Origin of the sequence: Kribbella jejuensis, assembly GCF_006715085.1 — a bacterium.
Lineage (GTDB): Bacteria > Actinomycetota > Actinomycetes > Propionibacteriales > Kribbellaceae > Kribbella > Kribbella jejuensis.
In genome coordinates, this window is record NZ_VFMM01000001.1 from 2,218,382 (window position 1) to 2,237,268 (window position 18,887).

An 18,887-nucleotide genomic window follows, 5' to 3' on the forward strand; every position below is an offset into this window, starting at 1 on the left:
CCTCTCAGGTATCAGGCTGGACGACGGGCTGCCCGGGCCCGTTCGGATGATGTGCGGTCAGGTGGTCGGGCACCCGCTGGGCGACCAGGACGAACAGCAACCCGGCCGTCAGTACGTCGCTCGCCCGGCCGGCGAAGAACTCGGTCCAGTTCGCGCCGTTCGGCGTACCGGTATCGAGCGTGACGTCGGCGACCCGGCCGATCGGCGCGCTCGGCATCCCGGTGATCGCGACCGTGAGCGCGCCTTCGGCTCGGGCCCGCTCGAGGTAGTCGAGTGTTGTCGGATCGGTACCGGACCGGGTCACGGTCAGCGCGACGTCGCCCGCCCCGAGCAGGCCGGCGCCGATCTGTGAGGACTGCGGACCGTCGAAGAACCACACCGGGATGCCGATCCGCAGCAACCGGATGTACAGCTCGCGGGCCGGAACTGCGTCGCCCCACTCGCCGTAGATGTGGGTACGGCGGGCGCCGGCGATCGCGTCCGCGACCCGGGTGGCGGCGCCGAGGTCGATCGCGGACAACGCGTTCCGCAGCGCGTTCGCCTGCGTCGACGCGAGCACGTTCAGCACCTGCTCCGGCGGGTCCGCCGGGCCGATCGCCATTCCGATGTCGCTCGCCCAGCCCGCTTCCAGACCGCGCCCGACCTCCATCGCCAGTGCGGCTCGCAGCGCCGGGTACCCGGCGTACCCGAGGTGGGTCGACAACCGGGTCACGGTCGCGGCCGAGGTCTGCGCGGTCTCGGCCAGCTTGGTGATCGAACCGCGCGCGACCTCGTCCGGGTGCGCGAGGATGTGCTCCGCGACCCGCTGCATCGCCCCGTTCAAATCGGGCAGCGCCCGCTTCACCAGCTGCAACGGGCTCGGACTGCCGGCTCTGTCCATCGAGGAATCCATCCCGTTATCGTCACGTATAGACGAACTGGGCACTGGCCACACCGTCGGTGTCGCTGACCACCCGCACCCAGTGCGCGCTGAAACCGGGCGGGAAAACGTGTGACCGCACCTGCCCCGGCTCGACCGTCAGGCTCTCTACCGCACCGAACCGGCCGTGCCCGTGGAAGTCGATCTCGACGGTGAACGTCATCGCGGTGTCCGAGAAGTTCTCCAGGTGCAGGCACTTCCCGTCGAAACCGGTCATCAGGTACGGATCGGACGGAACGCCGGCGGACACCGGTGTCTCCCACCACGGCCCACCCCAGCCGGCCGGCTTGCCGAAGCTCCACAGGTCGTCGGTCTTCCCGAACCACAGCCCGGACTGCGGTTCCGCGGTCGTGGGGTTCAGCCCGTGACTCGGTGAGGCGTTGTCCGCGCCGGCGACGAGCATCCCGCGCCAAGAGCAGAAGTCGCCGAGCACCCACAGATGCGTCGAGATCGGGCGGACACCCCAGATCCGCCCGCCGTACGCCCAGGGCGAGAGCTCGTAGAACATCCCGTGGTGGTCCATCAGCAGCCGCTCGTGCTCGACCTCGCGGATCCGCGGCCACTCGGTCTGCCACTTGTGGTCGAAGCAGTGCGACGCCTTCGGCAACCTGTACCGCGTCCACCGCTGATCGGACTCGGTGAACACCTCGAGGATCGCCGACGCGCGGTCCCAACCGGTCGCGAAGATCGTCCCGCCGAACTCGTGCCGCCCGCCGATCGCCGTGTACGGGTCCTCCCGCAGTACCTTCCACGCCGTACCGTCGTACTCCGCGAGCCGGCCGCGGGACCGGACGCCGGCCCACTCGGGCTCGGAGTACTCGTTCGAGCAGACGACCAGTCGGCCGAACGACGTGTAGCAGTCCTTGTAGTGGACCTTCATCTCACCCTCGGTACCGAGCTCGTCGTTCAGGTCGAAGAGCTGCGTGCATTCGTACGTCGTGACGTCCAGCTCGAACAGCTCACCCTCCATCGCGAGCACGTACACGTGCGTGTCCGGTTTCGTCAGATGCCGCGACGTACCGCAGACCCGGGTTGGCTGCAACTCGGGGATCGTGACGATCTTGTGGTCGGCCGTGATCACATGCGGACCGAGGACCAGCCGCGAGGTCGGAAAATGCACGAACCGGTTCGTGTAGGTGCCGTCCACGCCGAGCGTTTCCGACACCGTTTCCATCGAGAAGTCGGCGTCGATCCGGCGCAGGCTGACGCCGGCGCCGGACGACGCCTTGTGCGAGTTGTAGTTCTGGACGTAGAGCTTCCCGTTCCACGGCATCAACGAGCCGACGCCGAGCTCGCTGCGCGGCGGACCGAAGTCGCCGATCTGGGCGAGCTGCGGAAAGACTCCGGAAACACTGATGGTCATTTGATTCCCGTATGGGTCATGGCGGCGATGAAGCGCCGCTGCAGGACGATGAACACGAGCAGGACCGGCACGATCGAGATCACCGAGGCGGCCATCGTCACGCCGGGCGCGATCTGACCCTGCTCGTCGACGAAGTTGGTCAGGCTGAGCGGCAGCGTGTACCGGTCCGGGTTGCTGATCAGGACCAGCGGCGTCTCGTAGTCGTTCCAGGACCAGACGAACGCGAGGATGCCGAGCGCACTCAGCACCGGCGTTGCCAACGGCAAGTAGATCCGGGTGAACACCCGCCACTCGTTCGCGCCGTCCATCCGGGCCGCCTCGGCGAACTCGGCCGGCTGGCTGACGAAGAACTGCCGCATCAGGAAAGTCCCGAGCACGGTGAACATCCCGGGCAGGATCAGTGCCCACAAGGTGTCGTACAGCCCGAGTTTCTGGAAGTAGATGAATCGCGGGACCAGCAGCAACTGCGCCGGGATGATCGCCGTCGCGAGGTACAGCAGGAACAACTTGTCCCGGCCCTTGAACGACATCCGCGCGAACGCGTAGCCGGCCATCGTCGCGGTGGTCAGCTCCCCCGCGACCCGCAGTACGGCGACGAACACCGACCGGCCGAACGCGGGCAGCACCGAGGTCGCGCCGCTCAGCACCGTACTGAAGTTGTCCCACTGGAACGGGTGCGGGATCCACTGCATCGGGATCTTGTACGCGTCCACGTCCGGCTTCAGCGCGGTCGAGATCATCCACGCGAACGGCGCCAGGAAGGCGATGGCGAGCACCCACAGCGGGATCCCCCACCACCATTTCGACCTAGTCATTCAGAGCCCTCCCTCGCTGTGCCCGCCACGTGAGCAGGGTCAGGACGAGTACGCCGGCGAAGGTCACCAGGCCGATCGCCGACGCGTAACCGAACCGGTAGAACTGGAAGCCCGTCTGGTACATGTAGTACGAGATCGTGGTGGTCACGTCACCCGGGCCACCGGCGGTGATCAGTGCGATCAGGCCGAAGCCCTGCGAGGCCCCGATGACCAACGTCACCAGCAGAAAGATCGTTGTCGGCAGCAACGACGGCCAGGTGATCACGCGGAACTTGGCCCATGCGGACGCGCCGTCGATGTCGGCCGCCTCGTACAGCTGCCGCGGCGCGTCCTGCAGGGCGGACAGATAGATCAGCGAGCAGTACCCGACGCCGCCCCAGACCGCCATCACGATCAGCGCCGGCAGCGCCCAGTGCGAGGACGCGAACCAGCCCGGCCGGAGCCCGAACACGTCGAGCACCTGGTTGACCAGGCCGGCCTTCGGGTTCATCAGCATCAACCAGGTCATGCCGATCGCGACCACGTTGACGATGTACGGCAGGAAGAAGATCGCCCGCAGCACGGCGCGACCTGGCAGCGGGCGGTTGAGCGCGATCCCGAGGGCGAGTCCGAGGACGACGGTCAGCGGGACCGACACCACGACGTACACCAGCGTCAGGCCGATCGCGTGCCAGAACCCCGGGTCGCGGGCGATCGCGACGAAGTTGTCGATGCCGGTGAAGGTGATGCCGCCGATTCCGGACACCAGATTCCAGTCGGTGAACGCGAGTACCAGCACGCTGATCAGCGGGATCAGCGTGAACGCCACGACGCCGAGCAGGTTCGGAGCGATGAACAGGAACCCGATCCAGCCGGACGGGCGGATCCCGCGGCCTTGTTCGGTACGGGCCTTCGTACCGGCGGTGACCAACGTGGCGGTGGCCATCAGGGCCTCCTCTCGTTCCGGGCGATCGCGGCGTCGGCGAGCCGCCGTACCTCACGGATCGCCACCCCCGGGTCCTTCTCGCCGAGCCAGCACAGGTCGCGCTGCTGCTTGACCGCGAGCGAGATCTCCGGGAACCCGGTCAGCCGGGTGTCGGTGGCCAGCTTCGGGTCGGCGGTCAGCACGACCCGCTGGAAGGAATCGAGGTCGAAGTACTTCTCCGGTTCTTTCCCGAGCATTCCGGCAACGACCTGGTCGTCGGTGACGTCGCCGAGCACCGGCAGCTTGCCGCCCTTGAGCATCGGCGTCGCGCCCTCGGTCAGCCAGAACTTCACGAACGCCCAGGCCGCCTCGAACTTCGGCGACTTCGGGTTGATCATGATGAAGTTGCTGAACGAGCCGCCGTTCCAGTCCCGGCCGTCGACCGTCGGCGGCGGCGCGAACGCGACCTTGAAGTCATGCGGGTACTTCTTCGCGTCGTACAGGTACCGCAGGTTGAACGGCGCAGTCGACCAGAGATGGAACTCCTCGCCCAGAAAGGCGTTCTGCTGGTACGCGTCCAGGTGCCGGGACAGGACCTCGGTCCACGGAAACGCCGTTCCGTCCGCGATCATCTCCCGGCCGAGCCGGAAACCCTGCTCGAAGTGCGGATCGCCGAAGTTCGAACGGTTTCCGTCGTACCAGTAGTTCGGGCCGAGCGCGATCCGCGCGACGTCCGGGACCGTGTACACCCCGACGGTCCGGTCCGTGGTCAGTTTCCGGGCCGTCGCGCGGAACTCGTCGATCGTCCACCCGTGCGGCAGCTCGACACCCGCCTGCTGCCGGAGCTTCTCGTTGAACAGCACGAAGAAGGGCTCGCGCGCGGTGGCGAGCGCCTTGACCTTGCCGTTGTCGATGTACGACCGCGGCTGCTCGGTGTCGAGGAACACCTGCAGCTCCGGGTCCGCCGTGACCCGATCGGTCAGGTCCGCGGCAAGTCCGGACCCGGCCCGGAGCGCCATCGCGCCCAGCGAGTACGTGAAGTACACGTCGATGTCGACGCCACCCTGGAGCGCGGTGTCGAGCTTCAGGTTGCCCCGGTCGTCGTTCACGAACCGTGTGTACTCGACCTTGTACTGCGGAAACTTCTGCTGGAACGCTTTCACCACATCGGCCGGCCCCGACGCGGCGGGCACCCCGCCCCACACCTGCAGAGCACCCGAGCGCCCGCCGTCGTCCCCGGAACACCCAGGAAGCACGGCAGCCGTCAGCCCCGCCCCGACCCCGGCGAGTACCTCCCGCCGAGAAAATCTTTTGCGCCTCACAACCCACCTCCCGCCTGATTTCGCAAAAGATTAGCGAGCGCGACCAGGCTTGGGAAGGGTTGGTGTAAAAGTTTTTCAGCGCCCGGCTAGAGCGAGCAGTTCACCAGGACCGGTTCGTTGACCAGCGTGATGCCGAAGGACTGCTGAACCTGGGTGCGAACGTGAGTGGCCAGCGTGAGGAGTTCCTTGGCGGTGGCGTTGCCGCGGTTGGTGAGGGCCAGCGTGTGCTTGGTCGAGACACCGGCGTTGCCGATCGTGAAGCCCTTCGAGACGCCGGCGTGTTCGATCAGCCAGGCCGCGCTGGTCTTCACGCGGCCGTCCGGTTGCGGCCATTGCGGCGCGCCGGCCGGGACCTCGGCGGGCGAGTCGAGGATCGGGTTGGTGAAGAACGAACCCGCGCTCCACGTGTCGTGGTCGGCGGGGTCGAGCACCATGCCCTTGCTGCGGCGCAGGCCGAGGACGGCTTCGCGGACCTCGGTCATCGGCGCGCGGGAACCCGGTTCGACATCGAGCACGCGGGCGAGTTCGGCGTACCCGACCGGTGCCGACAGGTCGCCCAGCTTCAACTGGAAGGTGACCTCGAGGACGACGTACCGCGACGGGTCCTCCTTGAACCGGGAGGTCCGGTACGAGAAGCCGCAGTCCGCGGCGAAGACGGTCCGGACAACGTTGTCGGAGCGGTCCCAGACGCGTACCGACGCGATCGTCTCGGCGACCTCGTGTCCGTACGCACCGACGTTCTGCACCGGCGTCGATCCCGCCAGTCCGGGGATCCCGGACATCGACTCGAGCCCGCTCCACTGCTCCGCGATCGCGCGCTGGACGAATCCGTCCCAGTCCTCGCCGGCCGCGACCCGGACCATCGCGCCGGAACACATGTCCGCGTCGATCCCGATCCCGGTGGTCGCGACCTTCACGACGGTGCCGCGGAAACCGTCGTCGCCGATCACGACGTTGCTGCCGCCGGACAGCAGCAGCACCGGTTCCCCGGCCGCGTCGGCGTCCCGGACCGCGGCGATCAGATCGGCTTCGGTCGTGACCTCGACGAACTTGTCGGCCGACCCGCCGATTCGCAGCGTGGTGTAGTCGGCCAGCGACACGTGGTTGTTCACCGGACCCGCACGACCGCCCTGGCGCGGCCGAGCACCTTCTCCTCGCCGGCGAGCGCCGTGATGTCGATCTCGGCCAGCCCGTCCCCGACCTTGTCCACCTTGGCGGAGAACGTGATCGTCGCGCCCTTGTCGTCATCCGGTACGACGACCGGCTTGGTGAACCGTACGCCGTACTCGACCAGGTCGGCCGGGTCCTCGATCCAGTCCGTCACGACCCGCGCCGCCGACGCCATCGTGAGCATCCCGTGCGCGATCACGCCGGGCAGCCCGAGCGCGGCTGCCATCCGGTCGTTCCAGTGGATCGGGTTGAAGTCGCCGCTGGCCCCGGCGTACCGGACGAGGTCCTCGCGCCGCAGCGTCACCTGCAGGGGCGGCAGTTCGGTACCAACCTCGATCATGCTTCCGCCCGGTTGTGCGAGATCGTGGACGTCGAGGTGGCGATCGGCTCGCCGTCGACGGTGGTCAGGGCGGTCTCGTACATGATCACCTCGACGTCGCCGGCCTTGCGGACGGTGGTGAGGGTGGCGGTCGCGGCGATGTCGTCGCCGGCCTTGATCGGGCGGGTGTAGCTGAACTTCTGCGCGCCGTGCACGATCCGGTCCAGCCGCAGGCCGAGCTCTTCGTCGTTCAGCAGCTGCTCGAGCGCACGGCTGCCGAGCACGAACGCGAACGTCGGCGGTGCGATCGCGTCGTCACCCCGGTACGCCGGGTTACCGTCGCCGATCGCGTCGGCGAACTCCCGGATCTTCTCCCGGCCGACCTGGTAGGACTCGGCGGCCGCGTAGCTCCGGCCGACCATCGTGGCGTCGATCGTCATATCCGCTAACCCTACTGGCACACTATGGCTCGGGTTTCCGCCGCCCACGATTCGATGGAAGGTTGATCGTGACGGCTGTGGCGGCGCTGGCGGAGTACGCGCCTCGGTACCGGGTGGAAATCGGTGAGCCGGAGGGCTCCGAGTGGCTGCGGGTGGACCGGATCCTCGAGCCCGGCAGCCCGGAGCTGACCGAGTTGCTCAAGCGTGACGACGAGGCGAGTTGTCACCGTACGGCGCATGCGAACGCGCTGAGCATGATGTCGTTCTACGCCGGGCGGGCGCCCGCGGCCGCGTTGCTGTTGTGGGCGCTGGAGGGGCACGTGCTCGACATCCGGCCGCAGAACCTGTGGGTCCGACCGCACGACGGGCATGGGATCGCCTCGGTGGCGATCCGGTCGGCCGACTTCCTGCCGGGTGGGTTGGAGACGCTGTACGACGTCGTACTGCGGCAACATCTGCTGCCGCTGTCCGAGGAGTTGCACCGGCGGACGCGGGCCGGTTTGCGGCAGGTGTACGGCGGGGTGGCGGCGGGCTGCGCGATGGGGTTCTGTGCCGCTACGCGTGAGGAGGTGACGGTCGAGCCGGCGTACCTGCTGGAGCGGTGGCGGACGTTCGTCGCGAAGGCACCGGGTGACCTGGCGCGGCTGGGGGACGTGGAGGTGGCGGCCGGGAAGCTCGTCTACCTGCGGAACACGTGCTGCCTGTACTACACGAGCCAGTCAGGCGAAGGCACCCTCTGCGGCTCCTGCTGCCTGACCCCACGTGACCAGCGTCTCACCGCCTACGAAGCCGGCCGCCCCATCCTCACCGTCTGAACACACAACACAAAGCCGCTCCGGACTGCCGGAGCGGCTTGGCTGGAACCTTGGATCAGCGGGTTTCGCGGTGGGAAACCTCACCCCGCCTTTCCCCGACCACAGCACAAAGCCGCTCCGGAGCGCCGGAGCGGCTTGGCGGAAACCCTGGATCAGCGGGTTTCGCGGTGCGAAACCTCACCCCGCCTTTCCCCGACCACAGCACAAAGCCGCTCCGGAGCGCCGGAGCGGCTTGGCGGAAACCCTGGATCAGCGGGTTTCGCGGTGGGAAACCTCACCCCGCCTTTCCCCGACCACAGCACAAAGCCGCTCCGGAGCGCCGGAGCGGCTTGGCTGGAGCCTTGGATCAGCGGGTTTCGCGGTGGTCCGTGTGGTCGTTGCAGCGGTGGCAGTACTTCTTCAGCTCAAGACGGTCCGGGTCGTTGCGCCGGTTCTTCTTGGTGATGTAGTTCCGCTCCTTGCACACCGTGCAGGCCAGCGTGATCTTCGGGCGGATGTCGGTCGACTTGGCCACTGCTACCTCTTCATGTCATGAGTACGCAACTTGGGTGATCGCACTCTCGAAATACTGCGCCGGTAGCGGGGGCGGGAGTCGAACCCGCGACACCACGATTATGAGCCGTGTGCTCTAACCACCTGAGCTACCCCGCCGGGTGAGTGAGTTCGGCATCCCACCCGGAAGCGGGATGCCGTGCTCAGAGCCCCTTTACGGAATCGAACCGTAGACCTTCTCCTTACCATGGAGACGCTCTGCCGACTGAGCTAAAGGGGCGGGCCGAGGAGAGAGATTACACGGTCTCCCGGCCGATGCGAAATCGAGTCAGGAGCGCCTTGCAGGCCCCTCAGTCCGTCCCGGAAATCATACCGGGTCCGCGGCAGTGCTCCTGACCATTTTCCGGTCCAGTACGGCGTCGTCGGCGGAGAAGTCGTCCGAGGCGTCCGCGGGCGGGTGCGCGAGGTGCCACCGCACGGACGCCCGCAGCGAGGCCGCCGGATCCGCGGGCACCCACCCGAGCACGTCGCGCGCCTTGGCGGAATCCGTCACCAGGTGCTGGCTGATCGCTCCGGTCAGCGCCAGATCCTCCGGCAGCAGGTCGTCGGGTACCCGTACCAGCTCCACGTCGTCCGCATCCGCCGCCGCGAGGATCTGCTCCGCGAACAGCCGGTACGGCGCGGTCGTCGGCTCCACCACGTTGAACGCGCCCGGGAAATCGCCGGCCAGTGCCAGCGACACCGCTGCCGCGACGTCGCCGACGTACACCCGGCCGAACAGGAACTGCCCGGAACCGACCGGAAGACGCTTTCGACCCGCCCGCACCCGGCGCAGCACGAATTCGAACCGGTGCTGGTAGTCGTACTCGCCGTACACCGCCGCGAGCCGGAGCACGGTCGCTCCGCGCGGCAGGTACCGCTCCTCCAGCTCGAGGTTCTCGTACCGCGGTCCGTCGACGAACCGGCGCTCCCGCAGCGGCGAGTCCTCGGTGAGCGGCACCACGTCGGTCGTCCGGTCCGAGTGCAGGGAGTCGTACGCGCGGTACACGTCACAGCTGGAGATCGCGATCAGCTTCACCTCCGGGCCGACCGCCGCGAGTGCGGCGTCGGCGGCGGTCGCGTTCATCCCGGAGATGTCGACGAGTGCCTCCGGCCCGAACGGTCCCAGCACCCCGGAAAGCGCTGCCGGATCGTTCCGGTCGACATGCGCGTGCTCGACCTCGACCAGGTTCTCCGGCTCGTTCTCGCCGCGGTGGACGACCAGCAACTGATGTCCCTCTGCGGCCAGGCGCTCGACGACGGCGCGGCCGATGAACCTGGTTCCGCCCAGAATCGCGATTCTCATGGACCCAGTCCTACCGGTCCCGGCATCGTGGGCCCAGAAACTTCTGCGAGTGGCAGAAACGATGTCGAGGAACGGCCGGCAGGTTCGTCATACCCATGAGACCCCATGAGACCCCATGACACCTATGTGAGGAGCACCAGATGGCTGCGAAGGCACAACCGCCGATCGTGTCGGCCGAGGAGTGGGAGAAGGCGCGGGCCGAGCTGTTGGTGGCCGAGAAGGAGGCCACCCGCGCCGAGGACCGGTTGGCGGCGCAACGGCGGCGGTTGCCGATGGTGCAGTTCGGCGAGTACACGTTCGCGGCGCCGGACGGTCCGGTGACACTGCGGGAGCTCTTCGGCGACCAGCAGCAGCTCGCGCTCTACCAGTTCATGAACGTCGGCCCGGATGCGCTCTGCGGCGGGTGCACGTACTTCACCAACAACGTCACCAACCTGGACACCCTGGCCCGGAACGGAATCGCGTGGGCGACGGTTTCGGACATGCCGCTCGAGCAAATGGCCGGGGACTGGAAGCGGATGGGCTGGGAACACATCCCGTTCGCGTCCTCGGCCGGTACGACGTTCTCCGCGGACTGCGGCGCGGGCGGCGGGTTCCTGCTGAACATGTTCTTCCGCGACGGCGACACTGTGTACCGGACCTATTCGACCGGTCAGCGCGGTGTCGACCGCCTGATGTTCAGCACCCTCGTCAGCGACCTGGCTCCGTACGGCCGCCAGGAGGACTGGGAGGACTCCCCCGAAGGCTGGCCGCAGCAGCCCACCTACGGCTGAGCCCAGACGCGGCTGGGGTACGACGCGCGCAGTACGGGCATCACCTCGGTGACGAAGGCTTCCACGGACTCCCGGTTCTCCTCCTCCGGGAGCCCGGCCACCTCCAGGGAGATCCCGGAGAGCTCGTGCCCGAAAGCCTCCTGGTACCGGCCGAACTTGTCGATCACCTGTTCCGGCGACCCGACGAGTACGGATCCGCCCTCGAGGAACTCTTCCAGCGTCCGGAACGGCAACTGGTTGTGCCGGGCGCCAGGCGAGTCCATGAACGCGTCGAAGATCGGCCGGTACCCGTCGACTGCTTGCTGGGACGTCTTCTTCACGTACAGCCCGTTGAACCCGGCGCCGACGACCGCGTCCGCCGGATCCCGTCCGTACGCCTCCCAGCGCTCCCGGTAGTGCTGGATAAGCCCCGCGTACTTGGCGAGCGGATGGAACCCGTTGGCGGAGAACAACGGATCGCCCCACCGAGCCGCGAGCTCGGTCGACTCGGTCGAGGACGCCGACCCGTGCCACAGCGGGATGCCGTCCGGGCGGTAGGGCCGCGGTTGCGTGGTCGCGTCCGTCAGCGCCGGGCGATACTTCCCCGACCACGACACTTTCGTCTCGCGCAGCAGCCTCCGGAGCAGCTCGTACTTCTCCCGGTTCCGGTCCCACTGCCCGTCGAGGTCGTACCCGAACAGCGCGTTCTGCTCCGGATCGTTGCCCTTGCCAATGATGATGTCGAGCCTTCCCCCGGACAGCTGGTCGAGCGTCGCGTAGTCCTCGGCCACCCGCACCGGATCGAGCAACGACAGCACGGTGACCGTGGTCAGCAGGCGGATCCGCGACGTGACCGCGGCGATGTAGGAGAGCACGACCGGCGGCGCCGAGGAGATGAAGCGCTGCGCGTGCCGCTCGCCCACGCCGTATGCGTCGAACCCCAACTCCTCGGCCCATTGCGCCTGCCGGACCACGTGCTGGAACCGCTCGGCCGGTGTGAGCTGTACGCCGCTGATCGGGTCGGGCGAGTTGTCGATCAGCGTGTAGGTACAGAACTTCACCGCACCCTCTTCTCGCCGGCGGTCACCGGAAGCGCGAGGCGGTTACCTGGTACCGGCGCGGGGCAGGTGCCGTACGCCGTGAATGCGAACGGCAGGTTGATCGTGCGGTTGAAGTCGATCCGCACCGACCCGTCCGGCTGGACCGGGCCGGTCGTGACGACCCGCCACGGCGCGGTCTCCTCACCGTTCGTCTTGTCGTGGAACGAGACGTTGAGCCGGCCGTCCGCCGCGGCGGTCGCGACCAGCTCGTACGTCGTACCGCCGAGCGCGACGTGCACCGTACCGACGGCGGTGATGTTCTGCCGGAGGTCGTCGCGGGCGGTCGACACCTCGACGCTCCGCGCCTTGGGGTACGGGCTGAAGTAGCCGGTGACGACCCACGAATCGTCCAGCGGGTACGTCGGTACGCCGCCGAAGCCCTGCCGGGTGGCCGCGTGCGGGTCCCGTTGGCGGATCGCGTACCGGCCGCCGCGGAGGACGAGTTCCGCGAGCCGGTCGCCGTACTGGAGCCAGCTGAGCGATCCGGCTTCCGGAACGGTTGCGGAAACCGTTCCGTGCACGGGTTCGCCGGCGAGGGTGAGTTCGCCCGAGGCCGCGGCGTACGCCTGGCCGGCCGCCCACCATTTTCCGGGCAGTCCGTCGATCACCGTCGGCGTCGGCTGCAGCCAGTCGAAGGCAACGATCGACAGCCAGCCGTAGTCCGTGTCGAGGTCGCGTTCCCGGGCGGCGTGCCAGGTATGCCAGTCCTGCTCGAGATCGGAGACGACGGTCATGATGCTTTCCTTTCTTCGCGGTGGGCAACCTCGGAGCGGACCAGCGGGATGACGTGCCGGCCGAAGTCGATCGCGTCGTCGTAGATGTCGTAGCCCCGGGCGGAGAAGATCCGGATCCCGAGGTCGTAGTAGTCCAGCAGTGCGGCAGCAACTGTTTCCGGTGTTCCGACCAGTGCGGTGGAGTTTCCGCCGCCACCGGTCAGCCCGGTCGGCGCGGTCCACAGCGCGCGATCGTGCCGATCGCCCTCGGCGACCGCCTTGAGCAAGCGCTGCGAGCCGGCGTTCTCCGGTGTCTTCGAGCGTAGCCGGGTGCTCGCCGGAACTCCGCCGGCCTGCACGGCCTTGATCCGGCCGAGGACGTTCTCCGCCTTCTCCCAGGCGAGTTCCTCGGTGGCCGCGATGATCGGCCGGAACGCGATCTGGATGATCGGCCGGTCCGTGCGCCCCGCCGCGGCCGCCGCGGCGTCGATGGTGGCGAGCTGCTCACGGGTGCCGGCCAGCGGTTCGCCCCAGAGCGCGAAGATGTCCGCCTCGGCCGCGCCGACCTCGTACGCCGCCGGGGACGAGCCACCGAACGAGATCCGCGGCCGCGGCTGCTGCAGCGGCTTGATGTCGGCCAGGAACTGCTCGAACCTGTAGTGCTCTCCGTCGAAGTCGAACCGCTGGTCCGAGGTCCAGGCCTGCTTCAGGATCTGGATGAACTCGCGGGTCCGCCCGTACCGGTCGTCCTTGGCCAGGAAGTCACCCTCGGCGGCCTGGTCCGCGGTCGAGCCGCCGGTGATCACGTGCACCTCGAAGCGTCCGTTGCTGAGCTGGTCCAGCGTGGCGAACGTCTTCGCGGTCAACGTCGGGTAGGCGACGTTCGGCCGGTGCGCGACGACCAGGTTGATCCGCTCGGTGCGGCCGGCGACGTACGCCGCGACCTGGGCCGGATCGGGTGCGCCGGAATGGTAGGCGAACAGGATCCGGTCCCAGCCGTTGTCCTCGTGGGCACGGGCGAGCTTGGAGGTGTACTCCAGGTCCAGCGGGCCGCCGGTTCGCGGCGTCACCTCGCTGGCCGGGTTGGTCCCGGCGATCCCCAGGAACTCAACTGGCATGACGTTCTTCCTTCCGTACGGTGGGAGCGAGAAGTTTGAGCAGGTCCCGGGCGACGGCGTCGTTCTGCCGGAAACCGGGGCCGTTGAAGTGCGGGCGGGAGAACCCGGACGAGCCGGCCGAGCCGGACACCGACGGACCGAGCAGGAACAGGTTTTCCTGGACCGAGCCGTCGGCGCGGATCGCGCGGCACCGCGAGTCGGCCTTGAGCTGCCCGCCGCCGAGGCTGGTGCCGTCGGCGGCGAACAGTTCGTCGGCCGCGAGGACGCCGGAGGCCAGCAGGCCGCGGAGCAACGGATCGGAGGCCGCGAGGACGTCGGGACGCGGGAGACGGGCCTCGACGAACGCTCGCGCGGTGATCTCACCCGCCACACCGGGGCTCCAGGCAACGAATTTGTCGTTGTCGATAGCAACTTCCAGGTCAGGGCCGGCGAACCGGACGATTCCTGCGCGGTGCAGCGCGAGCAGCTCTTCCAGCCGCCGCGGCGGCGGCCCACTCGCCACGAATGAGAAGAACCCGTGCCACTCGGTCTCCACCTTTCGCACCCGATCCTCGTCCGACAGTTGCCCGTCGGTGATCGCTCGCGACAACACGGTGTAGATGCTGAGCAAGGCGTTGAACACCGCCAGATCAGCCGAGTAGGCAGGGTCGGCCCGCCGCAACAGGTCCCCCTCGATCAGCTCGACCATGAACTGCTCGAACCGTCCCCGCTCGGCGAACACCCTCCCACCCAACGGCCGATCCACCTCCTGCCGGACAAACCGATCCGCAGGATCCGGCACCGCAACAGCAACCACGTCCACGAACCCCCCATCGGCCTCCCTCGATCCGCAGTTCTGGGCCGGCGTGGGGTGCCAGTTGTCCAGAGCCTTCGCGAACTCCTCCCAGGGCATGCGGACTCGCTCGGGATGGGCGGTGAACAACTGCTTGTAGTGGGCGTACGCGAGTTCCTTCTCGATCAGTGGCAGTACGTCCCGGTCGAAGTCGAGGGGCCCGTCCCCGAGCGCCTCCTTCCTCAAGTAGTGCGTGGGAACAGGCTTGGTACCGGCAACCGTGTAGCCCAGCTTCGAGTGGTACGGGACCCCGCGGCGCGACCCGACGTACAGCACCGGCTCGTCGCCGGACGGCCGGTACGTGAGAAGCCCGTCGCACTCGTCGTACCAGCCGCCACGTCCCTCGGTGAGCAGCACCATCAGGTCGATGAACGCCTGCCCGAACCCGCGTACGATCACCGGTGCCTGCGGCCACAACCCGTCGAGATCGACGTCGGCCGTGTACCCGGGCGGAATGTAGGTCAGCCCCGCATCGGCGGCCTGTGCCGCCCAGGCGGATTCAGATGCCGTCGGCAACCGATCCAGGTAGCCGAGGGCAAGTACCACCGCGTCGGCCGCGATCTCGGCCCCGGACTCGAGCACCACCCGCTGGTCCGCGGTGAGCTCGACGGCCCGCTCCCGGTGCGTACTGACGGTCGCGGGGAGATCGCGGACGACGCGCTTCCACACCCACGCCAGGTACTCCGCCTGCTCCAGCCGCGACGGGAAGTCCATCGGCCCGGGCGGCTCCAGCCCGGCTTCCTCCAGGATCACCGCCCCCTCACCGGCAACCCAGGTGGCCAGGTCCGGCCCGGGAACGATCGGCCCTTCGCACTCGACCGACTCGTCGGTGAAGATCGTGACGTCGGACGTCATCGAGTTCATCCACAGCAACCGCGACTGTTCCCGCCGCCAGATCCGGCCACCACCGGCCGGATACGGATCGACGACATGGATGTGTACGTCGCGACCGCCGAGCAACTCGTCCGCGCTGGCCGCGAACCGCTCCAGCAGGCCTACCGTCCGCGGCCCGCCGCCGACGAACACGACAGTTGCCGGCGGCTCCTTCCACGGGCGCATCGCCGAAACCGTCATCGCGACAACCCCAGGTGGTCGCGCAGCGTCGTACCGCTGTACTCGGTCCGGAACACGCCGTACTCGCGGAGCAGTGGGACGACCCGGTCGACGAAGTCGTCGAGGCCGCCCGGGGTCAGATGCGGAACGAGTACGAAACCGTCTGCCGCGTTCTCCTGAACGTGCCGGTTGACCGCTTCCGCGACCGTGGTCGGCGAACCGACGAACGTCTGCCGGTTCTGCTGGTTGATCACGGTCTGCCGCAGCGACCAGCCGTTCGCCTCGGCCTGCGCCCGCCATTCGGCAACGATCGGGAACGGATCGTTGTACCCGACGCGCCCCTGCGTCACCGACGATCCGACCACCGGGTCTTCGGCCGGCAACGGTCCGTCCGGGTCGTAGGCGGACAGGTCCCGTCCCCACAGCAGCTCCGCCAGCACCAGCGCGGTCGGCCCGGAGACTTGCTGCTCCCGGATGTACGCCGCCTTCTCGATCGCCTCGGCGTCGGTGTCCGCGACCACGACCGTCACGGCAGGCATGATCTTCAGCGAGTCCTCGCTCCGGCCGTACTTCGCCAGCCGCGACTTCACGTCCTTGTAGAAGGTCTGCCCAGCGGCGAACGTCCCGTGCCGGCTGAAGATCACGTCCGCGCTCGCGGCCGCGAACTCCCGGCCCTCGTCGCTGTCACCGGCCTGGATGATCACCGGCCGGCCCTGCGGCGACGGTGGCAATCCGAACCGTCCGTGGATGCTGAAGTGCGGGCCGTCGTCCGCGAAGGCCCCAGCGCCTTCGCGGGCGAACGTTCCCGCCGCCTGGTCGAGCACGAGCTCGTCGCCGGTCCAGGAGTCCCAGAGTTTGCGCACGATCCGCAGCGATTCCTGCGCGCGGGTGTACCGGTCCGCCTTGTCCAAGTAGCCGCCGCGGCGGAAGTTCTCGCCGGTGAACGCGTCCCAGGAGGTGACGACGTTCCAGGCCGCGCGCCCGCCGGACACGTGGTCGAGCGTGGCGAGCCGCTTGGCGAGTTCGTACGGTTCGTTGAAGGTCGAGTTCACCGTCGCCGCGAGACCGAGGTGAGTGGTGACCGCGGCGAGTGCGCTGAGGACCGTCAGCGACTCGGGGCGGCCGACGACGTCGAGGTCGTGGATCTTTCCTTTGACCTCGCGGAGCCGGAGTCCTTCGGCCAGGAAGAAGAAGTCGAAGGTTCCGCGTTCCGCCGTTTCCGCGAGTTTCCGGAACGAGGAGAACTCGATCTGTGAGCCGGATGCCGGGTCCGACCACACCGTGGTGTTGTTGACGCCCGGGAAGTGCGCGGCCAGGTGGAGCTGCTTGGTCATCGCGCGCTCCCCGAGAACGTGTTCCGCGGTCGTCCCAGGCCCAGTCGCCCGCGCAGACTCCCGCCCCGATCCGCCGGCCCGGTCAACCCGCGCGCCCGCAGCTCGGGCAGCACCTGATCAGCAATCACCGGCACGTCCAGCTCGAGCGAGGCCGGCCGCAGATGCACGCCGTCGATCCCCGCGGCGGCCCACCGCCCGATCTCCTCGACCAATGCCCCGACCTCTTCGGCCTCTACGGGGAGTGAAACCACAATCACCGGCACAGAACGGGAGCCCTCCGCTGCGATTCCGCTGGTGCGCAGGGCCTGCAGCTGAGCGGCGACCTCGTCGGAATCCGGCAGCAACACCAACTCGGCATCGCGGGCAGCCTCGAGCGCCTCCGGCGTACGAACGAAGACCGCGGTCACTGGATGACCCTGAGGGGGCCTCGGAACGATCGACGGACCTTTGACGGAAAACGTCGGCGAGGAGAAGTCGACGTAGTGCAGCCGCTCCCGGTCGACGTACCGGCCGGTCGAGGCGTCGCGGATGATCGCGTCGTCCTCCCACGAGTCCCACAACCGCCGGCTCACGTCGACGACGTACCGCGCCTCCCGCCAGGTCTCCGCAGCCGAGGCCGGCTCCCGGCGGCCGATCACCGCGGCCGCTTCACCGGATGTCGACACCTCGACAACCCAGCCGGCGCGACCGCCCGAGATGTGGTCGAGCGTCGCCACCGACGCCTGCACATGGAACGGCTCGGTGTGCGTGACCGTGATCGTCGGCAACAACCCGATCCGCTCGGTCACCGGAGCAACTCGCGCCGCCAGCCCTAGCGCATCGAGCCGCACGCTCACCCGGTCCGGTACGTCCTCGGGCGCCTCCAACGCATCGGCGAACGTCACGAAGTCGATCCCCGCCGCCTCCGCCCGCTGCGCGGCGCGTACCGCGAGCTCGCCGGTCAGCAGCGCCCGCGGATCCACCTCGGCACCGCGCCAGGCCGCCGGATCCGCGCCGGCCCCGTCGATCTCCAGACCGATGATCACGACGCCACCTTCAGCGCCACGGTGATCTCCTTGGCGAACGGCAGCGGCCCGACGGACTCGGGATCCGCCGCGGTGTCGAACTGCGGCTCGAAGCCCGCCGCCAGGTACAACCCAGCTGCCTCCGGCTGTCGCGGCCCCGTCGTCAGATACAGCCGCCGGTACCCGAGATCCGCGGCCGCGGCCTCCAACTCCGCGAGCACCCGGCGCCCGAGCCCCTGGCGCCGATGCAGCTGCGACGTCCACATCCGCTTCACCTCGGCGGTCTCGTCGTCGTACCGCCGGATCGCCCCGCCGGCCACCGTTTGCCCGCCGTACCGCAACAACACGAACGCGCCACCGCGTTCACCGTGGAAGTCCGACGGCGGTACTTCGGTCAGCTGGGTGTTCTCGTTCGTCCGCCCGTACCGCGTGCTGTACTCGACGACGAGATCCGCCAGCAACGGCGCTGCCTCCGGGTCCTCCGGCCGTACCCGGACCGCCTCGACCGCTCCGAGCTGCAGCGGCACGCTCTCCACCACCGGCGCGCCCTCGACCGTTGCGAGAAACGCCTCGGTCACCTGGTACAGCGGTACCGACGCGGCCGGATCGAGCAGCAGCCCGCCGCCTTCATACACGTGGATGTGCGACGACAGTACGAACCACCCCTGCCCGATCGCGCCCGCGCCCAAGCTAGTCAGCACCGGCCGGAGCGCGTAGTCGATCACCAGCACGTGTGCCGGCGTACCACCCGTTGCCAACGGCAACACCGTCTTGCCCTTCAGTGCGTACTGCGGCAACAGGTCGAGGAACACCTTCAGTAGACCGGAGTACGCCGCCTTGTAGACCGGGGTCGTGACGACGACGGCATCGGCGGCCTCCAGTACCGCGACCGCGGCGGAAATCGCTGGATCGTCGGCCGCGCCGCGCAGCAGCGGCTCGGCCGGGAGGTCGCGGAGCACGATCGGCGTCACGGTGTGGCCGTGGCTGATCAGCCGTTTGGTGACGTGGTCGAGGACCGCGTCGGTGCGTGAGGAAAACGACGGACTGCTCGAAATCGTTGCGATGGTCGCCATAGGA

19 protein-coding genes and 2 tRNA genes are annotated in these 18,887 nt (G+C 68.4%); 2 read left to right on the forward strand and 19 right to left on the reverse strand.

Annotated features, from left to right (window positions below):
- Window positions 1-4: 4 nt before the first annotated feature.
- The 8 genes from FB475_RS10850 to FB475_RS10885 form a co-directional block, all read right to left on the reverse strand.
- A complete protein-coding gene (locus FB475_RS10850) occupies window positions 5-880 on the reverse strand; it encodes a MurR/RpiR family transcriptional regulator (protein WP_238332080.1) in 876 nt (291 codons plus the stop codon).
- Between the two features lie 22 nt (window positions 881-902).
- On the reverse strand, window positions 903-2,282 hold the full coding sequence (locus tag FB475_RS10855; RefSeq protein ID WP_141854952.1) for a hypothetical protein: 1,380 nt from the start codon (window positions 2,280-2,282) through the stop codon (window positions 903-905).
- On the reverse strand, window positions 2,279-3,097 hold the full coding sequence (locus FB475_RS10860) for a carbohydrate ABC transporter permease (protein ID WP_141854954.1): 819 nt from the start codon (window positions 3,095-3,097) through the stop codon (window positions 2,279-2,281). The genes FB475_RS10855 and FB475_RS10860 overlap by 4 nt, the downstream gene beginning before the upstream one ends.
- Window positions 3,090-4,022, reverse strand: coding sequence for a carbohydrate ABC transporter permease (locus FB475_RS10865; RefSeq protein WP_141854957.1), 933 nt, complete (start codon window positions 4,020-4,022; stop codon window positions 3,090-3,092). The genes FB475_RS10860 and FB475_RS10865 overlap by 8 nt, the downstream gene beginning before the upstream one ends.
- Window positions 4,022-5,194 carry an ABC transporter substrate-binding protein gene (locus tag FB475_RS10870; RefSeq protein WP_141854959.1) on the reverse strand — a complete coding sequence of 391 codons (1,173 nt, stop codon included), beginning with the start codon at window positions 5,192-5,194 and terminating at the stop codon, window positions 4,022-4,024. The genes FB475_RS10865 and FB475_RS10870 overlap by 1 nt, the downstream gene beginning before the upstream one ends.
- A 215-nt stretch (window positions 5,195-5,409) precedes the next feature.
- Window positions 5,410-6,435, reverse strand: coding sequence for a UDP-N-acetylmuramate dehydrogenase (locus FB475_RS10875; RefSeq protein ID WP_141854961.1), 1,026 nt, complete (start codon window positions 6,433-6,435; stop codon window positions 5,410-5,412).
- On the reverse strand, window positions 6,432-6,833 hold the full coding sequence (locus tag FB475_RS10880; RefSeq protein ID WP_141854963.1) for a MaoC family dehydratase: 402 nt from the start codon (window positions 6,831-6,833) through the stop codon (window positions 6,432-6,434). The genes FB475_RS10875 and FB475_RS10880 overlap by 4 nt, the downstream gene beginning before the upstream one ends.
- On the reverse strand, window positions 6,830-7,252 hold the full coding sequence (locus tag FB475_RS10885; protein ID WP_141854965.1) for an FAS1-like dehydratase domain-containing protein: 423 nt from the start codon (window positions 7,250-7,252) through the stop codon (window positions 6,830-6,832). The genes FB475_RS10880 and FB475_RS10885 overlap by 4 nt, the downstream gene beginning before the upstream one ends.
- Window positions 7,253-7,320: 68 nt before the next feature.
- On the opposite strand from FB475_RS10885, the gene FB475_RS10890 reads away from it, so the two are divergent.
- On the forward strand, window positions 7,321-8,067 hold the full coding sequence (locus FB475_RS10890; RefSeq protein ID WP_238332081.1) for a (2Fe-2S)-binding protein: 747 nt from the start codon (window positions 7,321-7,323) through the stop codon (window positions 8,065-8,067).
- A gap of 346 nt (window positions 8,068-8,413) precedes the next feature.
- Here FB475_RS10890 and rpmG read toward each other — a convergent pair whose 3' ends face one another.
- From rpmG to FB475_RS10910, 4 genes are all read right to left on the reverse strand, one after another.
- Window positions 8,414-8,581, reverse strand: a complete 168-nt coding sequence (gene rpmG / locus FB475_RS10895) for a 50S ribosomal protein L33 (RefSeq protein WP_130384703.1) — start codon at window positions 8,579-8,581, stop codon at window positions 8,414-8,416.
- 63 nt (window positions 8,582-8,644) lie between these two features.
- Window positions 8,645-8,718 (reverse strand) — tRNA-Met (locus FB475_RS10900).
- Between the two features lie 48 nt (window positions 8,719-8,766).
- Window positions 8,767-8,839, reverse strand: a tRNA-Thr gene (locus FB475_RS10905).
- An 87-nt stretch (window positions 8,840-8,926) separates the two neighbouring features.
- The gene (locus FB475_RS10910; RefSeq protein ID WP_141854967.1) at window positions 8,927-9,904 is read right to left on the reverse strand and encodes an NAD-dependent epimerase/dehydratase family protein; all 978 of its coding nucleotides are present in this window, start codon (window positions 9,902-9,904) and stop codon (window positions 8,927-8,929) included.
- A 140-nt stretch (window positions 9,905-10,044) separates the two neighbouring features.
- Between FB475_RS10910 and FB475_RS10915 the strand changes: the two genes are divergently transcribed.
- Window positions 10,045-10,677 (forward strand): DUF899 family protein, encoded by a 633-nt coding sequence (locus tag FB475_RS10915; protein ID WP_141854969.1) that lies wholly within the window; start codon window positions 10,045-10,047, stop codon window positions 10,675-10,677.
- On the opposite strand, the gene FB475_RS10920 is transcribed toward FB475_RS10915, so the two are convergent.
- Genes FB475_RS10920 through ssuE form a run of 7 tightly spaced genes read right to left on the reverse strand, consistent with a single transcriptional unit; the run spans window position 10,668 to window position 18,883 of the window.
- Window positions 10,668-11,717 carry an LLM class flavin-dependent oxidoreductase gene (locus tag FB475_RS10920; protein ID WP_141854971.1) on the reverse strand — a complete coding sequence of 350 codons (1,050 nt, stop codon included), beginning with the start codon at window positions 11,715-11,717 and terminating at the stop codon, window positions 10,668-10,670. The genes FB475_RS10915 and FB475_RS10920 overlap by 10 nt on opposite strands.
- A complete protein-coding gene (locus tag FB475_RS10925) occupies window positions 11,714-12,490 on the reverse strand; it encodes a DUF1684 domain-containing protein (RefSeq protein ID WP_141854973.1) in 777 nt (258 codons plus the stop codon). The genes FB475_RS10920 and FB475_RS10925 overlap by 4 nt, the downstream gene beginning before the upstream one ends.
- Complete coding sequence (locus FB475_RS10930) at window positions 12,487-13,587, reverse strand: LLM class flavin-dependent oxidoreductase (RefSeq protein WP_141854975.1); 1,101 nt, start codon at window positions 13,585-13,587, stop codon at window positions 12,487-12,489. Before FB475_RS10930 ends, FB475_RS10925 begins: the two co-directional genes overlap by 4 nt.
- On the reverse strand, window positions 13,577-15,493 hold the full coding sequence (locus tag FB475_RS10935; protein WP_141854977.1) for an FAD/NAD(P)-binding protein: 1,917 nt from the start codon (window positions 15,491-15,493) through the stop codon (window positions 13,577-13,579). Before FB475_RS10935 ends, FB475_RS10930 begins: the two co-directional genes overlap by 11 nt.
- Window positions 15,490-16,806 (reverse strand): NtaA/DmoA family FMN-dependent monooxygenase, encoded by a 1,317-nt coding sequence (locus FB475_RS10940; protein WP_141854979.1) that lies wholly within the window; start codon window positions 16,804-16,806, stop codon window positions 15,490-15,492. Before FB475_RS10940 ends, FB475_RS10935 begins: the two co-directional genes overlap by 4 nt.
- Window positions 16,803-17,831 carry an LLM class flavin-dependent oxidoreductase gene (locus FB475_RS10945; RefSeq protein WP_141854981.1) on the reverse strand — a complete coding sequence of 343 codons (1,029 nt, stop codon included), beginning with the start codon at window positions 17,829-17,831 and terminating at the stop codon, window positions 16,803-16,805. Before FB475_RS10945 ends, FB475_RS10940 begins: the two co-directional genes overlap by 4 nt.
- A complete protein-coding gene (ssuE, locus tag FB475_RS10950) occupies window positions 17,828-18,883 on the reverse strand; it encodes an NADPH-dependent FMN reductase (RefSeq protein WP_141854983.1) in 1,056 nt (351 codons plus the stop codon). The genes FB475_RS10945 and ssuE overlap by 4 nt, the downstream gene beginning before the upstream one ends.
- Window positions 18,884-18,887: the final 4 nt, after the last annotated feature.